19 protein-coding genes are annotated in these 19,168 nt (G+C 44.9%); 3 read left to right on the forward strand and 16 right to left on the reverse strand.

The window, feature by feature from the left end; all coding sequences use genetic code 11:
* Positions 1–74 precede the first annotated feature (74 nt).
* Complete coding sequence (locus tag R7Q48_RS03960; protein ID WP_005385086.1) at positions 75–1,151, reverse strand: nickel/cobalt efflux protein RcnA; 1,077 nt, start codon at positions 1,149–1,151, stop codon at positions 75–77.
* A 135-nt stretch (positions 1,152–1,286) separates the two neighbouring features.
* Between R7Q48_RS03960 and rcnR the strand changes: the two genes are divergently transcribed.
* Positions 1,287–1,559, forward strand: coding sequence for a Ni(II)/Co(II)-binding transcriptional repressor RcnR (gene rcnR, locus R7Q48_RS03965; RefSeq protein WP_031780939.1), 273 nt, complete (start codon positions 1,287–1,289; stop codon positions 1,557–1,559).
* Between the two features lie 266 nt (positions 1,560–1,825).
* On the opposite strand, the gene R7Q48_RS03970 is transcribed toward rcnR, so the two are convergent.
* From R7Q48_RS03970 to ltnD, 6 genes are all read right to left on the reverse strand, one after another.
* Positions 1,826–3,319, reverse strand: coding sequence for a GntP family permease (locus R7Q48_RS03970; protein ID WP_318132175.1), 1,494 nt, complete (start codon positions 3,317–3,319; stop codon positions 1,826–1,828).
* The gene (gene denD / locus R7Q48_RS03975; protein ID WP_017635260.1) at positions 3,319–4,278 is read right to left on the reverse strand and encodes a D-erythronate dehydrogenase; all 960 of its coding nucleotides are present in this window, start codon (positions 4,276–4,278) and stop codon (positions 3,319–3,321) included. The genes R7Q48_RS03970 and denD overlap by 1 nt, the downstream gene beginning before the upstream one ends.
* A 61-nt stretch (positions 4,279–4,339) precedes the next feature.
* Positions 4,340–5,116: a 2-oxo-tetronate isomerase gene (gene otnI / locus R7Q48_RS03980; RefSeq protein ID WP_005385080.1), complete on the reverse strand. Its 777-nt coding sequence runs from the start codon at positions 5,114–5,116 to the stop codon at positions 4,340–4,342.
* Positions 5,116–5,763 carry an aldolase gene (locus R7Q48_RS03985; protein WP_005385078.1) on the reverse strand — a complete coding sequence of 216 codons (648 nt, stop codon included), beginning with the start codon at positions 5,761–5,763 and terminating at the stop codon, positions 5,116–5,118. The genes otnI and R7Q48_RS03985 overlap by 1 nt, the downstream gene beginning before the upstream one ends.
* A gap of 11 nt (positions 5,764–5,774) precedes the next feature.
* Positions 5,775–7,031 (reverse strand): 3-oxo-tetronate kinase, encoded by a 1,257-nt coding sequence (otnK, locus tag R7Q48_RS03990; protein ID WP_031780938.1) that lies wholly within the window; start codon positions 7,029–7,031, stop codon positions 5,775–5,777.
* A gap of 25 nt (positions 7,032–7,056) precedes the next feature.
* On the reverse strand, positions 7,057–7,965 hold the full coding sequence (gene ltnD / locus R7Q48_RS03995; RefSeq protein WP_005375356.1) for an L-threonate dehydrogenase: 909 nt from the start codon (positions 7,963–7,965) through the stop codon (positions 7,057–7,059).
* A gap of 274 nt (positions 7,966–8,239) precedes the next feature.
* On the opposite strand from ltnD, the gene R7Q48_RS04000 reads away from it, so the two are divergent.
* Positions 8,240–8,998: a DeoR/GlpR family DNA-binding transcription regulator gene (locus R7Q48_RS04000; RefSeq protein WP_005375354.1), complete on the forward strand. Its 759-nt coding sequence runs from the start codon at positions 8,240–8,242 to the stop codon at positions 8,996–8,998.
* A gap of 177 nt (positions 8,999–9,175) precedes the next feature.
* Here the strand turns inward: R7Q48_RS04000 and R7Q48_RS04005 are convergent, their stop codons facing one another.
* The 6 genes from R7Q48_RS04005 to ppiC all read right to left on the reverse strand — a co-directional run bounded on the left by R7Q48_RS04005 (position 9,176) and on the right by ppiC (position 16,168).
* A complete protein-coding gene (locus R7Q48_RS04005; RefSeq protein WP_395233907.1) occupies positions 9,176–10,930 on the reverse strand; it encodes an ABC transporter permease subunit in 1,755 nt (584 codons plus the stop codon).
* A 4-nt stretch (positions 10,931–10,934) separates the two neighbouring features.
* A complete protein-coding gene (locus R7Q48_RS04010; protein WP_005441857.1) occupies positions 10,935–12,449 on the reverse strand; it encodes an ABC transporter substrate-binding protein in 1,515 nt (504 codons plus the stop codon).
* Positions 12,439–13,287 (reverse strand): ABC transporter ATP-binding protein, encoded by an 849-nt coding sequence (locus R7Q48_RS04015; RefSeq protein ID WP_256902603.1) that lies wholly within the window; start codon positions 13,285–13,287, stop codon positions 12,439–12,441. Before R7Q48_RS04015 ends, R7Q48_RS04010 begins: the two co-directional genes overlap by 11 nt.
* 20 nt (positions 13,288–13,307) lie before the next feature.
* Positions 13,308–14,069 carry an ATP-binding cassette domain-containing protein gene (locus tag R7Q48_RS04020; RefSeq protein WP_256902806.1) on the reverse strand — a complete coding sequence of 254 codons (762 nt, stop codon included), beginning with the start codon at positions 14,067–14,069 and terminating at the stop codon, positions 13,308–13,310.
* 172 nt (positions 14,070–14,241) lie between these two features.
* Positions 14,242–15,546, reverse strand: a complete 1,305-nt coding sequence (locus R7Q48_RS04025) for an MATE family efflux transporter (protein WP_017821233.1) — start codon at positions 15,544–15,546, stop codon at positions 14,242–14,244.
* 343 nt (positions 15,547–15,889) lie between these two features.
* A complete protein-coding gene (gene ppiC / locus R7Q48_RS04030; RefSeq protein WP_318132177.1) occupies positions 15,890–16,168 on the reverse strand; it encodes a peptidylprolyl isomerase PpiC in 279 nt (92 codons plus the stop codon).
* Positions 16,169–16,446: 278 nt separating this feature from the next.
* On the opposite strand from ppiC, the gene R7Q48_RS04035 reads away from it, so the two are divergent.
* Positions 16,447–17,361, forward strand: coding sequence for a chemotaxis protein (locus R7Q48_RS04035; protein WP_033906782.1), 915 nt, complete (start codon positions 16,447–16,449; stop codon positions 17,359–17,361).
* A gap of 80 nt (positions 17,362–17,441) precedes the next feature.
* Here the strand turns inward: R7Q48_RS04035 and R7Q48_RS04040 are convergent, their stop codons facing one another.
* From R7Q48_RS04040 to hutX, 3 genes are all read right to left on the reverse strand, one after another.
* Entirely contained in the window at positions 17,442–17,978 is a 537-nt protein-coding gene (locus R7Q48_RS04040; protein ID WP_005375333.1) for an ATP:cob(I)alamin adenosyltransferase, read from the reverse strand.
* A 97-nt stretch (positions 17,979–18,075) separates the two neighbouring features.
* Positions 18,076–18,606, reverse strand: a complete 531-nt coding sequence (gene hutZ / locus R7Q48_RS04045) for a heme utilization protein HutZ (protein ID WP_017635270.1) — start codon at positions 18,604–18,606, stop codon at positions 18,076–18,078.
* Positions 18,607–18,662: 56 nt separating this feature from the next.
* Positions 18,663–19,166 (reverse strand): heme utilization cystosolic carrier protein HutX, encoded by a 504-nt coding sequence (gene hutX / locus R7Q48_RS04050; protein ID WP_318132178.1) that lies wholly within the window; start codon positions 19,164–19,166, stop codon positions 18,663–18,665.
* Positions 19,167–19,168 lie beyond the last annotated feature (2 nt).

Below are 19,168 nucleotides of genomic sequence, written 5' to 3' on the forward strand. Positions count from 1 at the left end.
AGCAAAATATGCAAACCAAGGCATGAAGCCATTACCCATGCAAAAAGAAAGGAAAAGAATCTTTACCACAGAGTTTAACTCGTCAGCGATATGTATCCATGCATACCCATGTATAAACCAACTGCACTGATCAAGACGCCCGATAAGTAGGGAGCTCGACGTGCAACATCATTCAAACCGCTCCATTTAGATGTCGCTTTTTGCACGCCCACTGCTGCCACAACGCCAACAGCAACCAGAGTCAAGGCTAAGCCAATACTGAATGACACAACTAAAGTCGCACCAAGAGTCATTGCCTTAAGCTGCAAACAGATAAGCAAAACCGTTACCGCAGCAGGGCATGGAATCAAACCGCCCGTTAATCCAAACAGCAGAATTTGCCCATTCGTCACGTCTCGATTCTCAAAGCGCTTTTGAATGTCTAAAGCGTGAGCGCGCTCGTGAGCATCTTGATATTCCTTATCTTCGCTTTCTAAATGAGAACCAGGACGGAAATGCACATCAAAGTCATGGGTATGATCATGGTGCCCGATGATCAAAGTGACAGAAAGTCCATTAGAGACTTCAATGCAAGACGCCGATTCCAAGTATCCATCACGCTCTATAAAGTGATAGATATCAGAAGGTTGATAACCATCACTCGATACCGAAACCTTGATACCTTCAGCAGTTAAAGGTTTACCGCTGAGTGTTCGCAACTGGAAACGGTGATGCTCCCCTTCCTCTGTAATCGAAAGCGAAACATGCCCATGTCCTGTATCCACAACTTGCGTCGTCCAATCGCGAGCATGATCCTGAGCTTTGTTCCAAGCTCGCTCATCGCTCCATGTCCGCCAAAACATCCATACGCCGGTTGTCACGATAATGACCCCAGAGATAAGTTGCATCCATGGTTCAGCCGCTTCAGCGGTGAATTTCTGGCTAATATACATCCCGCCAACAGCGATTAACCATACAATTGCAGTGTGAGAAAGTGTGGCAGCTAAACCCAGCATCACGGCTTGTTTGACCGTTCCTTTCACAGCGACAATGAACGCCGCCATCATCGTTTTAGAGTGCCCAGGTTCTAAACCATGCAAAGCGCCAAGCAAAATGGCACTGGGAATAAAGAACCACCCATTACCTTGTTGTAGTAACGCGACAAAATCCATTGTTGTTCTCTGTTGTTGATTCTAATTTATCGCAAACTATACTCCCCCCTAGTATTAAATACTACCCCCCAGTATAAATTGAGTGCTACATTATCAGTTAGAATAACTCGGCCCGTAACTTAAAGAAGATAAGACATGTCGCATACAACCAGAGATCAAAAGAAGCTCAACACTCGAGTCAGTAAAATACAGGGTCAGGTGAATGGACTTAAAAAAATGCTGGAAGAAGAGCATGAATGCCAAGATGTGTTGCAGCAGATTGCCGCTATTCGGGGAGCAGTAAATGGTTTGATGCGAGAAGTAATTAAAGGTCACTTAATTGAGCACGTTGTACTTGAGGAAGACAAAACTCAACGTGAAAAAGATATGGAAGTCGTATTAAAAGTACTGGACTCTTATATAAAGTAACCCTACTTCGCTAGAGTAAAGTCACTAGGGTTAAACTCGAATAGATCCTTTATAGGTAATCGCTTACTAAGCGGGAAATAACAATTCCATTTCATATTGATTAAGTTGAAAATGGAACCTATATCGGTTCGAGTTAAATAGTTTATTTATAAGAACTAAAACGGCCCAAACATAGGGCCGTTCATATTATTAACAATCTCTAAACCATCTGATAAAAATACATGTTGTGATAGGCTTTTACTTTATGGAAGAGTACAAATAAACCTTTATACCTCTTGTAATTCGACGTGCTTAGCGCTGTAAGATTTTGTAAATGCGACACATCCCAAAAGTACAGCAAGTGGTAACACGGGATCAAAGATTGAACCATGAGATCCGAAGAATAAGTTAAGAATCATGACTAATGAACCACCAATAGCCCAAGCAATTGTTGTTGGAATAGTCCAAATAATGAGTTGTTTCTTAACCTCAGTCACCCCCATTAATCGATTAACAATATGGAATAGCGAGTCATTAAAGTAGCCAGCAAATAGAGATCCCATCGTAGCTGCCGTCGCTGCGAATAAAAGGTTAACGTCAGGAATATTTACTAAAACTGGGGCAGATATAGAAGCAGCGGTTATCATGGAGACTGTACCAGATCCCTGAATAATACGAACTAACGTCGCGATAATAAATGGAATCATAACCGCAGAAATAGGAAGCCCTGCAACTTGGTTAGCAATCTCTGCGCCCGCACCCGTTTCACGCAATACGGCACCTAACGCGCCACCAGCTCCTGTTACTAACAAAATGATGCCACAAGTGGAGATTCCTTGTTCCATCTTTTCATTCGCTTCTTCTTTGGTAAGGTTATTACCCAATGTGTAAACCGCTAATAACGTCGCTATTGATAGTGCAATAGTAGGGCTGCCGATAAAAGCGATAAATTGACCAAATGTTGTTGCAGTCAGCCCTTCGAAACCGAAAGTCCCCTCTAATAAACCCATCACTGATTTCGCAAGTATAAGTAAAATAGGGATAATAATTGGAGCGATAGATTTACTTAAAGATGGTAGGTCTTTCGCTTCTTTACTTGCAATGTACTCTTTGTGATCAGTAATCAGTTGCTCACTAGGCTTCGAGAAATGTTCGGTTGGAATGAATTCAGGAAACTGCTTTTCTAACCATCTTGCATACCAAACAATACCCATGACACAAGGCGCTGCGATCATCAAACCAAAACCTAACATGCTGGCAAGATCGACACCAAAGATACCAGCAACGCCCAAAGGCCCTGGAGTCGGCGGAATAGCGTGATGCGCTACGACCAAGCCGCCCGCCAGAGCAACCGTAAGCGTTAAAATCGAGCGATTGGACGTTTTTGACAAAGACTTCGCAATTGGATAAAGAATGATAAGCGCGCTATCCACAAAGATTGGGATGCTAACAATATAGCCAGTTACAGCAAGAGCGGCCTCTTCTTTCTTTTTTCCTAACCACTTTATAAAATTATAGGCAATACTTTCTCCTGCTCCAGAAGCCTCTAAAATAGCCCCCATCATAACGCCGAGACCGATGACAATCCCTATACCGCCTAATGTTCCACCAAATCCTTTGCTAACGGTCGCAATCGTGTCGTCAACACTTAACCCACCAATAATACCTGCGATACATGCCGCAATTAACATCGCAATTAACACATGTACTTTTGTACGTAATACAAGAAAAACAAGGACTGATACGGCTACTATTAGTCCAATTACTGAGGTTGGTAACATTAGACAATCTCCATATTGTTAACAGAAATAAATTGTTGTAATACATCCTTGAAATTACTGTCTGCTTTAAATCCAAGCTCCAGTTCTTTAGTACAATCAATTTTTTGTGGCCAACTACTCACAATACGATCAATACCCGCATCATGCTCATAAGTAATATAATTAGAAAGTTGTTTACCCATTAGAGTGTCCATTGTTTGAATCATCTCAGCTGGTGTAGTTTGAATACCAGGTAAATTAAGCGTTCTATAGGACAGATTATTTAACTGCTCATAAGGCATTAGCCCTGCATATTGAATATTGTCCACTACTCTAGACGGGCTCGATATCCAAAGTTTTAGCGTAGGGTCTACAGGACAATTTGATTCTTGAGCATTCAAAGGCTCACGAATAATTCCGCTTACGAAAGAGCTAGCGGCAAGGTTTGGTTTCCCAGGGCGAATACAAATAGTCGGTAAACGTACGGATACAGCTTTAACAAAGCCTTTACGGGCATAGTCGTTCACCAATAACTCACCTATAGCTTTTTGCGTCCCGTAGGATGACTGAGGATGAAGTGCTGTTATTGGTGTAATCGTTTCCGGAAGATCACCACCAAAGACAGCTAAAGATGAAGCAAACGTAAAACGAATATTAGGGTTTACTTTACGGCAACGCTCAAGCAATAACTGTGTGGTCGTCAGGTTTACAGCTACGCCTAAATCAAAATCTTGCTCAGCATGGCTCGATACAATTGCCGCTAAATGAAAAATGTGTGTCGTTTCGGCAGTAATAACTTGGTCTATATTTTCTCGCTTTGTCATATCCATGACTAAAGAAACGACTCGGTCATCAATGCCCTCTAAGCGCGACTTTTGAATGTCGACAATAGTAATACTTTCAGCTTTGTTTTCTTTTAGTAGTGATTTGGCAAGTAGGGTTCCGAGAAAACCCGCCCCTCCAGTTATGATAATATTCATAGTCACGACCCTTTGTTTTTGTAATTGGTTTCAAGTTATTTATGGATAGAAATTAAAATTGTTATAGGTATGGTTTAACCCAACTAAGGCCCAGCTGCGTGCTATGCCTTGGGTTGTATTCACAACCGATCCAGCCTTGGTAACCAGAGTCATCCAAAACATTGAATAGGTGTGGGTAATTCAGTTCGCCTTCCGATGGTTCGTGCCTTTCAGGCACAGAAGCAATTTGAATATGGCCTGTGTATGGCGCCACATCGCGAATCAACGTACTCAGATCACCGTCCATAATTTGTGCGTGATAGAGATCGAGCTGCAATTTCACGTTTGGACGAGCCACTTGTTTGATGAGTTCCACCGCTTCACGTTGATGTACAACAAAGTAGTTCGGTACATCACGATTGTTGAGTGGCTCAATCATCAGCTCAACACCATGTTCGGCAAACTTATCCGCTGCATAACGAATGTTTGAGATAAAGGTTTCAATATGCTGATCACGAGTGAAGCGTGAATCAACAATGCCAGACATAGCGTGAACCTTTTTACAGTTCAGTGCCTTGGCGTACATCAGCGCAGTCTCGACGCTCGTTTTAAATTCATCCTCACGCCCCGGAATAGCTGCAAAACCTCGTTCACCTGCATCCCAATCACCTGGAGGCATGTTGAATAACGCTTGCTCAAAACCAAACTGCTGTATCTTGCTTGCTAGTTCTTGCGCTTCGAATGCGTATGGGAAAAGGTATTCCACCGCTTTGAAGCCCGCTTGGTGTGCTTTTTCGAAACGATCTAGAAAAGGAACTTCTGTGAATAACATTGTCAGATTTGCCGCGAATTTAGCCATTACTTACCTCTCCCTTTTAGGTCTTGAATCTCAGTATCCGTTAAGTAGCGGATGTTGCTGTCTTTAAGAATGAACGCTAGCTTCGCTGTCTCTTCTAGCTCTTCTGCGTTATCCACTGCATCTTCAAAGTCCGTACCCGTGATCACTGGACCATGGTTCGCCAGGAGGAAAGCTCTGTAGTCACTAGCCCGCTGCGCAAGTTCTTCAGCAATCTGAGGGTCGCCCGGGCGCAGGTACGGAATCACTGGCAGTTCGCCAATGCGCATTACAAAGTAAGGTGTGAAAGCTTTGATGGCATTCTCGCGATCTAGACCTTCAAGACAAGAAAGCGCCGTCAAGTAAGTAGAATGCAGATGCACAATCGCATTACACTTTGAGTTATTTCGATAAATCGCCAGATGAAAAGCGACTTCTTTTGATGGCTTTTCACCAGAGATATGGTTGCCATCAATATCCACAACCGAAAGCTCTTCAGCAATCAAGCGGCCGAACGAGGAACCAGTTGGCGTTGCCAGAAAGTGTCCATTAGGCAGCTTTAGAGAAAGGTTGCCAGCGCCGCCAGTCGCATAGCCACGTTCAAACATAGAGCGAGCCATAGTGACCATTTGCTCTCGCAGTTGTTGTTCTGTCATCAATTCTTTATTCATCACAACCTCACCTATTCAAAAAACGACTGTGCTTTGGCAAAGAAGTGTTCATCGCCGAAGTTGCCCGATTTCAGAGCCAAAGAAAGCTCGCCTTCAAGTGACTTCACCCAAGGTACACCAGGTGCGATTTGAGGACCGATATGAAAACCTTTTACGGCTAGGCTTTGGGTTACAACCCCTGAGGTTTCCCCACCCGCAACGATGAAATTTTTCACACCGTGCTGCTGAAGTTTAACTGCAAGTTGGCTAAAGAACTGTTCAACCGCGTGACTTGAAGCATGCGCGCCAAACTCTTGTTGAATCGCTTTTAACGCCGTTGCATCTGCGGTTGCGTAAACCAGTGGTGCGAACTCGCTTTCGATGTTGGTCATGACCCAATCAAACACTTGATTTGAGTAGTCTTCTTCCGTCAGACACGCCTTCACATCAATAGCAAAGTGTGGCGCTTTTTCTTTGTAAACAGCGACCTGTTGGTTGGTCATGACAGAACAAGATCCAGATAACACAACGGTTGGTGCCTTTTTAGGGTTCCCCTCTTGCTTCGCATCACTTTGATCTTCAAGGTTCTCTATCCAGTTCTTAGCAATACCCGCAGCCAAACCAGAACCACCAGTTACCAGTTTTAGAGACTTCGCTGCTTGGCCAAGTGTGACGAGATGCTCTGCATTGAATGCATCAACCACTGCGTAGCGGTTGCCTTGTACTTTTAGCTCTTCAAAGCGCTCAATTACCGCTTTTGGACCTTGTTCAATTATTTGGAAGTTCACCAGGCCAGATTTGCCTTGAGATTGAGCATCCATCATACGAACTAGGCTTGAATCAGTCATTGGTGTCACAGGGTGATTACGCATACCTGAGTCGCTTAGCAAGTCTTGGAATACAAATAGATGGCCGTTGAAAACTGTGCGACCATTCACTGGTAATGATGGGCATACAATGGTGAACGCTTCACCTAGCTCTGCAAGCAGTGCATCCGTTACAGGACCAATGTTACCTTCTGCTGTGCTGTCAAACGTTGAGCAGTACTTGAAGTAAAACTGCTGACAGCCATTTGCTTGCAGCCACTTAAGCGCTGCTACTGAATCCTCGATTGCCTCATCTACAGGACAAGAGCGAGATTTAAGACTGATCACGACCGCATCTGCGTTTACATCAATCTCTTCTTTTGGAATACCGTTAAGCTGAACTGTGCGCATGCCGTTTTCTACAAGAAAACCTGCGATGTCTGTTGCGCCAGTAAAGTCGTCTGCGATAACGCCTAATAACATCATTTTTTCTCCGTTTTACGTGCGCTTATTTCTGTTTGTTTTCTACACCTGGAAGCTCAATACCATCAAAAATCTTGATAACGGCACTGTCGTCCTCCTGCCCAAAACCAGCATTGCTTGCACTCAAAAACATGTTTAGTGCTGTGCTTGATAGAGGAAGTGGAAATTTGAGATCTTTTGCTGTGTCCGATACGAGGTTTAAATCTTTCACAAAGATGTCGACCATAGATTTAGGGGAGTAGTCACCATCAACTACATGCTTCATGCGGTTCTCAAACATCCAAGAGTTACCCGCTGCATTCGTCACCACGTCGTACATCAGGTCAAGAGGAATGTTTGCACGTGCCGCTAATGCCATTGCTTCAGCACCAGCTGCGATATGAACACCTGCTAGCAATTGGTGGATAATCTTCACAGTTGCGCCTAGGCCAATCGCTTCACCGATGTTGTAGACTTTAGCTGCCGTTGCGTTGAGTACTGGTTCAAGTGCATCAAATGTGCTTTGCGCTCCCGACGCCATAATAGTCATCTCACCTAATTCTGCTTTTGCAGCACCACCAGATACCGGTGCATCAAGCATCACAAGATTGTGTTCTGCCAATTTCGCTTCAATTTGTTTTGCGTCTTCTGCTGAGATGGTTGCTGAAACCATTACTGGCGTATTCGGCTTAAGCGCTGTAGCAAGACCGGTTTTGAACAAGACCGTGTTAACTTGAGCTGCGTTCACAACAAGAACTAGAACCGAATCAAGCTTATCTGCAAACTCAACTGCATTTGTAGAAACAGCTTTTGCACCGAATGAACCTAACTCTTCAAGCGCTTGAGAATTTAAATCGAAACCATAGACATCTAGGCCTGCACGCACACATGACTTTGCGGCGCCCATTCCCATAGAGCCTAAACCGATAACACCTACAGATTGAACTTCACTCATAAAAACAATGCCTTCTGGTCTATTAAACTTTGTTAATTCTTGTTTGGTTGATGTGATTATATGTGAAGATTAATACTAAGACCTCGCTTTGAATCACATTTTTTCACACAAATTAACAATGTCGTGATATATACCTCTTTATGGGCAGAGATATTCCGAGCAGTTAACACAAGCGAAGGCTGTTCTTACAACGTTGAGAACATAATTCACAGATATTCACAACAAATGAAAAGATTGGTAGGATACTGAAAAACAAGAATATAGAAGTGAAACTATGATCCCAGCAGAACGTCAAAGAACCATATTATCCCTGTTATCACATCAAGAAGTGTTAAGCATTTCAGATTTAACCGACCACCTTGGCGTATCACATATGACCATTCGTCGTGATATCGTGAAGCTTGAATCCTCAGGTAAAGTCGTTTCTGTTTCTGGTGGAGTGCAACTCGCTCAAGCTCTACATTCCGAACTTTCCCATGATGCGAAGGTCGAGCAACAAGCGGATGAAAAGATTCAAATTGGTAAGCTGGCGGCTACGTTAATTGGTCAAGACGCTACGATTTACTTGGATGCGGGAACAACCTCTCTAGAAATCGCCCATCAAATAGCAAATCGTAATGATCTTTTAGTGATCACCAATGACTTCTCTATTGCTGCTTTCCTTATGACGCACAGTGAATGTGAGCTTTACCACACAGGGGGAAAAATTGACCGCGAGAACCAATCCACCATTGGTGGAAAAGTCGCAGAGTTCTTGAATGGGCTAAATATTGATATCGCCTTTATTTCGACTTCATCTTGGAGCTTGAAAGGCTTATCAACACCTAATGAAAATAAAGTTCTCGTTAAAAAAGCAATCATCAAGGCGGCACAAACCAATTATCTGATCTCAGACTCAACTAAATACGGTCAGATAGCGAGCTTTCATGCATTAGACATCGAGCAATTGGACGGAATTATTACCGATCGAAACCTATCCGAAGTGGTCACTCAAGAATTAACGGATAAAGGATTACGTGTGTATAAAGAGTAATACTACCTAAACATCTGAGTTCGCGTAACTTTTATACTCGTTAATTTATAGGTGCTTCCAATATACGTAGACCGTGCTGTGTACTTTCTGGCAGAAAACACATCCTTTTGTTTTCTAAATTACCAAATTACTGATTACATCTGGATATGGAAGCTCACTTCGCTTTATCGCTGCTCGTCACTTGTCATCAAAAGTCAAATTCACCGCAATTGCCATCAAAACTAAGCCTGAGATTGGTAGCAAGACACCCAATGGTGAGCGCTCTATGTAAGGCAAGTTTTCAGCAATCAATAAGCCCCACTCAGGTTCTGGCGGCTTAACGCCAAGTCCGATAAAACTCAGAGACGTCAGGCTGAGCGTAATGTATGGCAAACGCAGAAACGCGTGACGAATCAATGGCGGCAGCACATAAGGCAACAAGTAGTAACGAAGTACTCGCCACTGACTGGTTCCCCAAATGGGCGCAAGATGCGTGTAAGGCAGCGCTTTGGCTTCCATCAACAAGCTCGCACAGTGCGCCGCTAATGGTGCCCATGACACCATAACAATCGCAATCAAGGCACTGTTTGGGTTCATTCCCGTTAGACCAGCGATCAGCAGACCCGCCACAATGTATGGCACACCTTTGGTGATCTCAATTAAGCCTTGGCTATAACGAGTCACAAAGCCGAGCAGCAAACCAATCACCAAACTTAGGAACGTCGCGATGATGCCCATTTTGATTGTCGACATCATACCCCCGCCAACACGAGCAAGCAGATCTCGCCCGACCGCATCGGCACCAAACGGGGCTGCTAAGCTTGGCGATTCAAGGCGAGTAAATTGGATGGTGTAAGGATCGCGCATTAACGCCCATCCCGCACAACCAATCAGCAAGGCAAAGATTGTGGCACTGACGATGCGTTTGGTAGTGCTTTGGGTAAAACGGAACGTACTGTGACTGCTGATCAACTTGCCACTTGTGACACTGTGTCCGAGTAACCAGCGTTGCAATAAAATACTCGCACTGCTGATCAATATCGAGAACACCAGTAACACCAACAAGCCACCTTGCAGCATCGGCAGATCTTGTGACTTCGCTGCACCTAAGATTAGTCGTCCGATGCCCGGAATGGAAAACACTTGTTCCACAGCAACCGCGCCGCCGGTTAAACCAATCACCGTCATTGCGATTTGAGGAATCAAGTTACTAACGGCACGCCACAAGGCAAAGCGTAAGATTTGAAACTTACTGACGTTTGCCGATAGCCAAGTGATCACCCAAGGCTCATCTAATACTCGCTTGAGGCTGTCATTGAGCAAGCGCCCGAACAAACCAGCAGCAGGCAATGCCATTGCCAAACTTGGTAGCCAGAGGTTTTGCACGCCTTGCCAACCATAAGGCGGGAACCAGCCCAACCAAATGGAAAACACCATGATCAGCAACGAAGCAATCACGTATTCAGGCAGTGAGACCAACACCGAACTGAGCGTGTCATGATGTTTGTCTAAACGATTCTGTTGCCAACGACGCACAGTGTAAAGGACGCTCGCCATACACATTACAAATGCCATACCTAACGCTGTAAGCATCAGTAATAGCGACGTTTTTGCGGTTTGTTGAACGCTCTCCATCACGGATGCGCCGCTCACCCAAGAGACACCTAAGTCTCCTTGCATGGCAAGCGTCAGCCAATCCCACAATCGCTCAGCAGCGCTGCGGTCAAGTTGAAGATCTTCTCGAATTGCTTGCAGAGCTTCTGCCGTCAGCAATTGTTGAGCACCCGCACGAGCACGGAGGATTGATTGGCTTGGGTCGATACCGGCAATATCCGGCATCAAACCCACCAACACAACCACTACCCCGAGTGACAGGAAGCGCGACAAAAAACGCGTAAACCATTCAGGCATACAAGCGCTCCAACGAGAGCGCATGTTGGCAACAGACGACATCGAGTTAGTTCACCTCAGTAAACTGGTCGATCAGGCGACGCTCACGTGGGTCACGTTGTGCATTCTTCACGCGATCACTCTCACCTTGGATTACACGCTCGTGAAGCAGTGGAATCACAGCGTATTGCTCAAGGATTTTGCTTTCTGCTTCGATGATCGCTTGTTGGCGTTTCTCACCCAACGGCTGACGATCAGCGTGTTTCAATGCTGCGTCCACTTCTTCAGAGCAGAACTGACCTAGGTTGTAAGAACCTTTACAGCTAAAGTCACTTTGCATGTACGCCACTGGGTCACCAGAATCCAACACCGTTGCACGTGACAACAAGAACGCATCGAACTTACCTGCTAGTGCATCGTTTTCGATTTGTGCGTATTCACGAACGTCTAGTTCAACCACAAAGCCAGCCGCTTCAAGTTGTTGCTTTAATAGCACCGCTACTTCTGGCAACTCAGCACGGTCGGTAAACGTACCAATGGTGATCTTCTCACCGTTCGCGTGGCGCATTTCCATGGTTTCCATACGAGGGTTCGCATCACGAATTGGTTGAGCCCATGCCAATGCAGGACCTAACAAACCTTTCGCTGAATCGGCGTGGTTCTCGTAAACCGTTTTGATGATTTGCTCACGGTTAACCGCTTGAGCCGCTGCTTTACGCAAACCGAACTGGCTAAACACATCTGATTTATTGTTTAGGTAAAGCGTGTTGGTACGTGGCATTGCGACTTCGTGCAGCTGTGAAGATTCCATCATCGCGATTTGCGAAACAGGAACCGCTTCAACGACATCCGCCTCACCGGTACGTAGTGCAGCAGCACGAGCAAAACCGTTTGGTACGTATTCAGCAAAGATACTGTCTACTTTTGCTTTTTCGCCCCAGTAACCGTCAAAACGCTTCAGTTTCGCGCTGGTTGTACCGTTGATTTCTGTCAGAACGAATGGACCGGTACCCGCATTGATTGGCACAACGCGACCATTTTCTTGATATGCAGCACCAGAAAGGATCGCTAGCTGTGGGCTAGATAGACGGCTTGGCAACAGTGGATCATTAAAGGTCGTTTTGATTTCAACAGTGAAGTCGTCCAGTGCGCGAACTTGCCATTCGATACCATCCAAAATACGTGGCTTAGGTGCGGCATCTAATGCTTTTTGTAGAGAGTTCACAACCGCGTTGGCATCAAGGTCAGAACCATCGTGGAATTTCACGCCCTTACGTACCGTAAATTGCCACGTCATCGGGTCAACTTGTTCCCATTCCGTTGCCAGCATAGGCTCTGCTACCGACTGATCGTTTAGGTTTACCAACGTTTCTGCCGTGCTCCAACGTGATAGTTTGAACGCGTCATCTGAAAGTGGTGACAAACCTGTGCGTGGTGGCTGCATCATGGCAACGCGAATTTCCGTTGCTTGCGGTGCAGCTGCTTTTTCCGCTTCTGGCTTGCTTTCGCCAGAGTCAAAACAACCCGTCAGCAATGCGCTTAAAGCCAGCGACAAAGCTAACTTGGGAGTACTAAGGTGCATAAGAAACCTCTCCAATGGTTTTTGTGAATTCATTACTTTTGTGTTGAGCACTCATCAAGGCTCTCGTGATCAAGTGCGATGGGTTATTTGTCACGTTCTGTGCTGTGCCGTGCTCGACAACGCGTCCTTTGTCTAACACTAGGATTTCATCGCATAGGGTTTGTGCCGCATCGAGGTCATGTGTCACCAAAATCAGGCGCATCTGACAACTCTTTTGAATGCCTGCCAACAAGTCGAGAATCTGTTTACGACTGACGGGATCTAGGCTGCTGGTTGGCTCATCGGCAACCAACACACAAGGCTCGACAATCAAAGCTCTGGCGATAGCCACACGTTGCGCTTGCCCAACTGATAATTGCTGCGGGTTGCGATCCAGCAATGTGAGATCCAAACCGACATCCGCCAAGACCTTTTCCACCTTCTCATTGAGCTCTTGCGTCAAACCAATGTTGCTTAGCGGCTCCAGTAAGATCTGGCGAACGGTGTAATAAGGATTCAAGCTCGATTGCGGCTCTTGCGGAATCAGTTGAATGTGCTGACACAACTCTTGTCGCTGCTTAGCCGAGCTACGCGATAGCGGATAACCACACACATACACTTCACCAGATGTAGGTTTACGAAGACCAAACAGAAGCTCAATCAAAGTCGATTTACCCGCACCAGAAGGACCAACAATCGCAATGTTCTTTGTGTCGATGGAAAGATCCAATTGTTCGAGCGCTTTAAACGGTTTGCCCCCCAACCAACTTGGTTTGGAGTAATAGTGAACACTGGCTTGCTCAAAGCGAACTTCCGCCGATTTAGGCTGCGTGTGCCCACTCAAGTTGTGCTTAGTCAAAATAGGCTCCAGAGATGAGGTTAAGGCAGCAGTTGCGCAAGTTGTTGGCAGAAAGGATGCGAACTTTGCTGAATGGCTTGCCACGGTGCGCCATAAGCCACCATGGTGTTGTCCGCAATCACCAAGACTTTGTCACATGCCAAAGCCGCAGACAGATCGTGCGTGATCAACAAACCACTGATGTTGCGTTGCTGAACACTGCTGCGGAACAACTCAAGGATCTCCGCTTCGGTGATTGGATCGAGCGCACTGGTGGGCTCATCTGCGATGATCAAGTTGGCACTACCAAGCAACGCAATCGCAATACAAATACGCTGGCGCTGACCACCAGATAGCTGGCTTGGATGCTGCGCTAATGCTGCTTTTGGATCCGCAAATCCGAGCTGAGACAACAAGGCCGTCACCGTATCTCGGTTTGCTGAAGACAAGCGCGTTTTGTTGCCCGTCAATGCCAAACACAGTTGTTGTTCGACAGACGCCAATGGGTTCAGCGCTTTAAGTGCATCTTGGAAAATGACCGCGGGACGCTGTGATTGACTCCGTTGCAGCATGACAGTTTGTGCGACTTCACTGCTGTTAAGCTGGATACTTCCGTCTACCCAAATATCAGACGGCAAAAAACCTGCGACCGCTTTCGACAACATGGATTTACCAATGCCGGAAGGTCCCATAATGGCAAGAACTTCACCTTGAAACAGCTCAAAAGAAATGTCTTTGAAGAGTGTGCGCTCTGAGTCTGTAAGGCTGAGATTATTAACGGAGAGTATTGGTCGAGAAATCACGGCATCAAAATAAATGTAATAATATAACATCACAAATAATATCATGCGGGTTAAAGCAAGGAAACCAGTCGGAGGGGTTATTTCATCACCTTTTTCAGATTTATCAACAAGGGCAGATGGCTCCACCCTTGTTATAAGAACATCTAAATTAGGTCGTTTGTGACAGTGTGAATTACTGACACTTTTGTTTGACTTGTTCGAGGTATGGGAACAAGAAGACAAAGCGCCCAACGTAGAACAGAGTGAATGCCAGCCATAAACCGTGGTTGCCCCAATATTGCACCGCAATAAATTGAGTCACTAAGAACAACACCATGGTTAGAAAGGTAGAGTTACGCACTGGTCGCGTCGTCCCTGTACCGGTAAAGATGCCGTAAAACGTAAGACCAAAACCAGCAACCAACGGGAATGCCAATAACCAAGGGCTCATGTCTAGATACAGTTCAACAAGGTTTGGCAAGGTGGTAAACAACATCACCACTTGGTGTTTGAACAGCACTAACAGCAAGGTCAAGACAACAACGAACGCCGCGGTCCATTGCGTGTTTAGCTTAATCACGTTATCAAGCAATGTCGTATTCTTCTGGCCTACCGCTTTACCTGCAAAGACGCTCGACGCGTTCGCTACACCGTCGAACATGTAGCTGACGATAAAGGTCACTTGCATCATGATTGCGTTCGCAGCAAGCACATCAGAACCAAGCTGAGAGCCTACACGCGCCATCATGTTGAAGAACACCAATAGACACACAGTACGAAGCAGCAGATCCATATTGGAAGACGCAATGACTTTGAGAGCTTTACGCGTCATTTTTGCGGTCTGAATGTGATCAAACAGCGGGAAGCGACAGGTTTTCAACACCAGCACCGCACCAATAACAAACGTCGAGATTTGCGCGATAAGTGTCGCCACCGCAACACCAGCAATGCCCATATCAAAGTACAACACAAATACGATATCCAGCACGATGTTCAGAACATTACCAAACACTTGCGTGAACAAGGTTTCTTTGGCTTTCGCCTGCCCCATCAACCAACCAATCACGGTGTAGTTCAGCAGTACAAACGGCGCACCAAAGATCATGATATCGAAGTAAGTCTTAGCGTTTTCGGCCACGACTGCATCAGGGGAGATAATCAGCTCTGCCCCCATCCAAATCACGGACTGCAACGCAATGAAAATCAAGCCAAGGCAGAGCGAAAGCACGAAAGGACGCAATAAGCTACTCGCTTGATCCTCTGGGCTATTTTTACCTAATGCGATTGCACTTTGCCCGGTAGTACTGACGCGGAAGAAGCCAAACAGCCAATACAAGGTATTCATGATGACGGTGCCGATCGCTACACCACCAATCATCTCAGCCACACCGAGTTTACCGATCACCGCGGTGTCCACCGCCCCCAACAATGGTTGGGTAACAGTAGAAACAATGAAAGGAAATGCGATTTTAAAATAGTCTTTATGAGTCAGGGACATCTTAAATTATGAACGGGGTTAATTTTTATAAGGTCGCTATCATATGCGAATGGCGCCCGAACATGAACCAAAGTTCGCCAGCAAGGAATAGCATTGATAATTGATACAACCAGCAAACGTATTCTCATACCAAAGCTTGAAATAGGATAACGACTTATGAGAAAAGCCAAGTTAACTGCATATAAATGAGTTTCTAGTTTGGAAAGATTAGCGTTTGGTGGGGCATGGCAGATCAGAATGTATCTGCCATGTCATAACGGTAGTGATTGGTTAAAAGAGACCGTACAGATGATATTTAATGCTTGTGGGTTTCATCTGACAATGTTTAGGTCGATACCAAGCCTTATGTTCTGTAAAGCACCTTTACAACATGCCAACCGAACTTGGTTTTAACTAGATGCGGCGTTAACACTTCGCCAGAAAAGCACACTTTGTCGAATTGAGGTACCATTTGACCACGGCGGAATTCACCAAGGTCACCACCGCGTTTGCCTGACGGGCAAGTTGAATACTTCTTCGCTAATGTCTGAAACTTTGCGCCTTTTTTCAGTTGCTTGATTATGTCTTCCGCTTGCTCTTTGTGCTTCACAAGAAGATGTAATGCGGCTGCTGTATTTGCCATTGATCTATCTCTCACTATTCTGGTCGCGCAAGTGTACCCAATCCTTTTTAACAGACCAAACATTTCTTAATAATAGCTCAGCGGTAAAGGCCCCAATACACGAGGAATATAAAATCGTCTACATAATGAGTTTAAAATACAAACAAGTTTTGCTCAGTTAATCACTATGTCTTTAAAAGATTGTCTAAAAAGCTCACATTTGTCTCTCCGATGGTTGAAGCCTTCGTCTGATAAGATTAGATTAGACACAATTCGGTGGTGTTTATAAGGTTATTTTCATGGCAAAAGTCATTAGCAAAGCGAATCAATCTCAGGGCATGTTGATGTTTAAGCTCACCCTGCAACAGAGTTTCGCTATCGGTACGCTAAAAGTCCGTGAAATCGTCCCGTACATGCCAACGACAAAGATCCCTTACTCGCATCATCACGTCATTGGAACCGTTACGATACGTAACTTAACAGTACCAGTGATCGATATGTCAGCGGCTGTTGGCTTTCGTCCTATAAGTGAAGAAGAATATAAAAGCTGCTACTTGATCGTGACAGATTGCTTGCGAACCGTGGTAGCTTTTATGGTTCGTAGTATAGAGAAGATCATTGAGTGCGATTGGAAAGCTATTGAAACGCCACCTCCGAGCGCTGGAAAAAATATTTTCGTGACTGGAATTACTCGCTACGAGGACAAAACTGTTCAAATGCTGGATGTGGAGCTGCTACTTTCCAAAATTTATCCGCAGTACGAGAATTCAAAGATCCCAATGCTGACAGATATTGAGCGAGAACGCCTAAAAGCACTCAGTATTCTATTGGTGGATGACTCTTCCATCGCTCGTAAACAGCTGTGTGACGCACTCGATAGCATCAATATTGGGTATCAAATCTGTAAAAATGGTTTAGATGCATTGGAACTGATGAAAAGTGACGCTGCGGCTCATCGCCCAATTGATATTCTGGTCAGCGATATTGAAATGCCCGGATTAGACGGTTATGAATTAGCATTTGAAGTTCAGAATAATTCCTCTCTGAACCATTCATACCGCATTTTACATACATCGTTATCGAGCGAAATCTGTGTAGACAGAGCTCACCAAGTTGGCGCGCATGAGGCACTTGAGAAATTCAATGCAGGAGAACTAATCGAAGCGATGCTTCGCGGAGCAAAAGAGCTAGAAGCCAAAGCTATGACTTCTTAACTCTTATTGGACGAGTTGATTTGAGAATATAATGCAGTACTTGTCCTATCCCTGATGCTCACATCCGCTAATTTCTCAGCTCACTTCTTTGGCATCGCGTAACTACGAGAAACGAATTCCGTCTCTTTGACTTGGTGAGCATGATTAATATAAGAAGCTAGGCTGTAAAGTACATTCGCTAATAAGTTCGCGTAACGAAACAAAATAGGTGCGGGCTGCTTCTTACCTGTATGTTCAACGGCAACTAATGCTCGTACCGTTTTTTTAGCTTGGCAACGGCACAAATGCAATTGACTGGCTGCCGGGTGCCCTCCGGGTAGAACAAAGCCTTTGAAGCCGCCATCAATACGTTGCTTGAGCAAAGCATAATCGGCCTTTAACTCTTCAACTTCCGTCTCTGTAATCGCTAATTTTCCGCGAACCGAACCATTTAGATGATAAACATTAGGCTGCATTCTTGTCAGTATATCGCGGCTAAACTCGTCCAACTCCATAGCGAGAACAAGGCCAATACGACTACAAAGTTCATCTGCTGTAATTTCAAAGTCACAAACCGGACTGTCCTCGTAAATAAACGGATAGCAAATCTCGCTCAATTCCTTGCTTACAGGTTTCATGCTTTTGTTCCAATATAAAAAAGGGAGTCAGTATAACCTAACTCCCTTTAAACGTTCATTATGCCAAATGATCGACATTCATATGATCGGTTTACAATCAGGCACTTTCGACTTTCTTGTGACCTTCTTGAAGGTGAACAAAATCGACTAAATCATCACCAGACACTTGATACGCCTGACCAAAACCTTTAACAAATAGCCCCGATTCTGGCTTTAAGTTGAACAAAACGAAATCCTCTAGCTGGCTTAGACCATCAATAATCTCACCAAAACGCTCTTTCATTTGTTCAACAACTTGTTGCCACATCTCTGTGTCTCGCTCAACTACATTTGCTACCGCATCAAAAGTTAAGCGCTTACGAGCAAACAGCTGCTTTGAAGACTCTTCATCTTCGATCATCATCAATGAAACATTTGGATTTTCTAAAAGGTTACGGGCATGACGAGCGATTTTAGAAATGAGAACGAAATAACCTTCCTGGTTTTGGACATAAGGCGCGTAGCTTACATTCGGGCGACCTTCTGCATCGACAGTTGCAAGCTGAAGTGTACGGCGCTCCTGACGAAACTCTTTGATCTCTGGCCCTAAACGACCTTGCAAACGCTCTTGTTTAACTTGTTGATCCATATTGATACCTGACTTTACTAATTAGTATTCGAGTTAAGCCTCGATTATGTTTGTGATTACTTTTTTAATTCGGCTTGTAGGGCGCGAAATGAGGTTACTTGCTCTTCAATCAACTCGCGCTTTTCGTTACGGCCTAAATAAACCTTGAAAATATTGCTTCCGCACTCCGAGAAAAAACCAAAATAGTGACTCTCTCTACCCATAAACGGTTTACTGACTAATGCGACATTTTTAACGTTATCTAATTTAAGGTGGCCGTGTAGTTCACCTTCTCTACCCATTAAATTGTAATAGCCACGCGCCACTTTTCCTTTTGGAAACGGCGCTTTAACTTCAAAGATAGAACCAAAAGAGTGGACGATGGTCGTCACCGGGCCAAAACCAACCAAACTTTCTAGGATGCTTTGCGCTTGCTCTCCTGGTGCAATAGCCACCATTTCCTGAGGTAGAGCCGCAACAACCTCAAACTCGGAAATGCCAAGACGCTCTGCCATCGCAGCTGGCAATAATTGTGGTTCTTGCTCTAGTAATACTTCAACTTGTTGCTTGATTGGTTCCATTG

It is taken from the genome of Vibrio sp. 378 (genome assembly GCF_033339435.1).

What these genes read in the sequence shown, in the direction of transcription:
- hutZ (WP_017635270.1), bottom strand. Translation starts at nt 18,606, where the DNA reads ATGGATCAACAAGTTAAACAAGAGCGTTTGCAAGGTCGTTTAGGGCCA.
- rcnR (WP_031780939.1), top strand. Translation starts at nt 1,287, where the DNA reads ATGTCGCATACAACCAGAGATCAAAAGAAGCTCAACACTCGAGTCAGT.
- ltnD (WP_005375356.1), bottom strand. Translation starts at nt 7,965, where the DNA reads ATGAGTGAAGTTCAATCTGTAGGTGTTATCGGTTTAGGCTCTATGGGA.
- otnK (WP_031780938.1), bottom strand. Translation starts at nt 7,031, where the DNA reads ATGTTATTAGGCGTTATCGCAGACGACTTTACTGGCGCAACAGACATC.
- R7Q48_RS04000 (WP_005375354.1), top strand. Translation starts at nt 8,240, where the DNA reads ATGATCCCAGCAGAACGTCAAAGAACCATATTATCCCTGTTATCACAT.
- R7Q48_RS04005 (WP_395233907.1), bottom strand. Translation starts at nt 10,930, where the DNA reads ATGTCGTCTGTTGCCAACATGCGCTCTCGTTGGAGCGCTTGTATGCCT.
- R7Q48_RS04025 (WP_017821233.1), bottom strand. Translation starts at nt 15,546, where the DNA reads ATGTCCCTGACTCATAAAGACTATTTTAAAATCGCATTTCCTTTCATT.
- hutX (WP_318132178.1), bottom strand. Translation starts at nt 19,166, where the DNA reads ATGGAACCAATCAAGCAACAAGTTGAAGTATTACTAGAGCAAGAACCA.
- R7Q48_RS03970 (WP_318132175.1), bottom strand. Translation starts at nt 3,319, where the DNA reads ATGTTACCAACCTCAGTAATTGGACTAATAGTAGCCGTATCAGTCCTT.
- denD (WP_017635260.1), bottom strand. Translation starts at nt 4,278, where the DNA reads ATGAATATTATCATAACTGGAGGGGCGGGTTTTCTCGGAACCCTACTT.
- R7Q48_RS04040 (WP_005375333.1), bottom strand. Translation starts at nt 17,978, where the DNA reads ATGAAACCTGTAAGCAAGGAATTGAGCGAGATTTGCTATCCGTTTATT.
- R7Q48_RS03960 (WP_005385086.1), bottom strand. Translation starts at nt 1,151, where the DNA reads ATGGATTTTGTCGCGTTACTACAACAAGGTAATGGGTGGTTCTTTATT.
- otnI (WP_005385080.1), bottom strand. Translation starts at nt 5,116, where the DNA reads ATGGCTAAATTCGCGGCAAATCTGACAATGTTATTCACAGAAGTTCCT.
- R7Q48_RS04010 (WP_005441857.1), bottom strand. Translation starts at nt 12,449, where the DNA reads ATGCACCTTAGTACTCCCAAGTTAGCTTTGTCGCTGGCTTTAAGCGCA.
- R7Q48_RS04035 (WP_033906782.1), top strand. Translation starts at nt 16,447, where the DNA reads ATGGCAAAAGTCATTAGCAAAGCGAATCAATCTCAGGGCATGTTGATG.
- ppiC (WP_318132177.1), bottom strand. Translation starts at nt 16,168, where the DNA reads ATGGCAAATACAGCAGCCGCATTACATCTTCTTGTGAAGCACAAAGAG.
- R7Q48_RS03985 (WP_005385078.1), bottom strand. Translation starts at nt 5,763, where the DNA reads ATGAATAAAGAATTGATGACAGAACAACAACTGCGAGAGCAAATGGTC.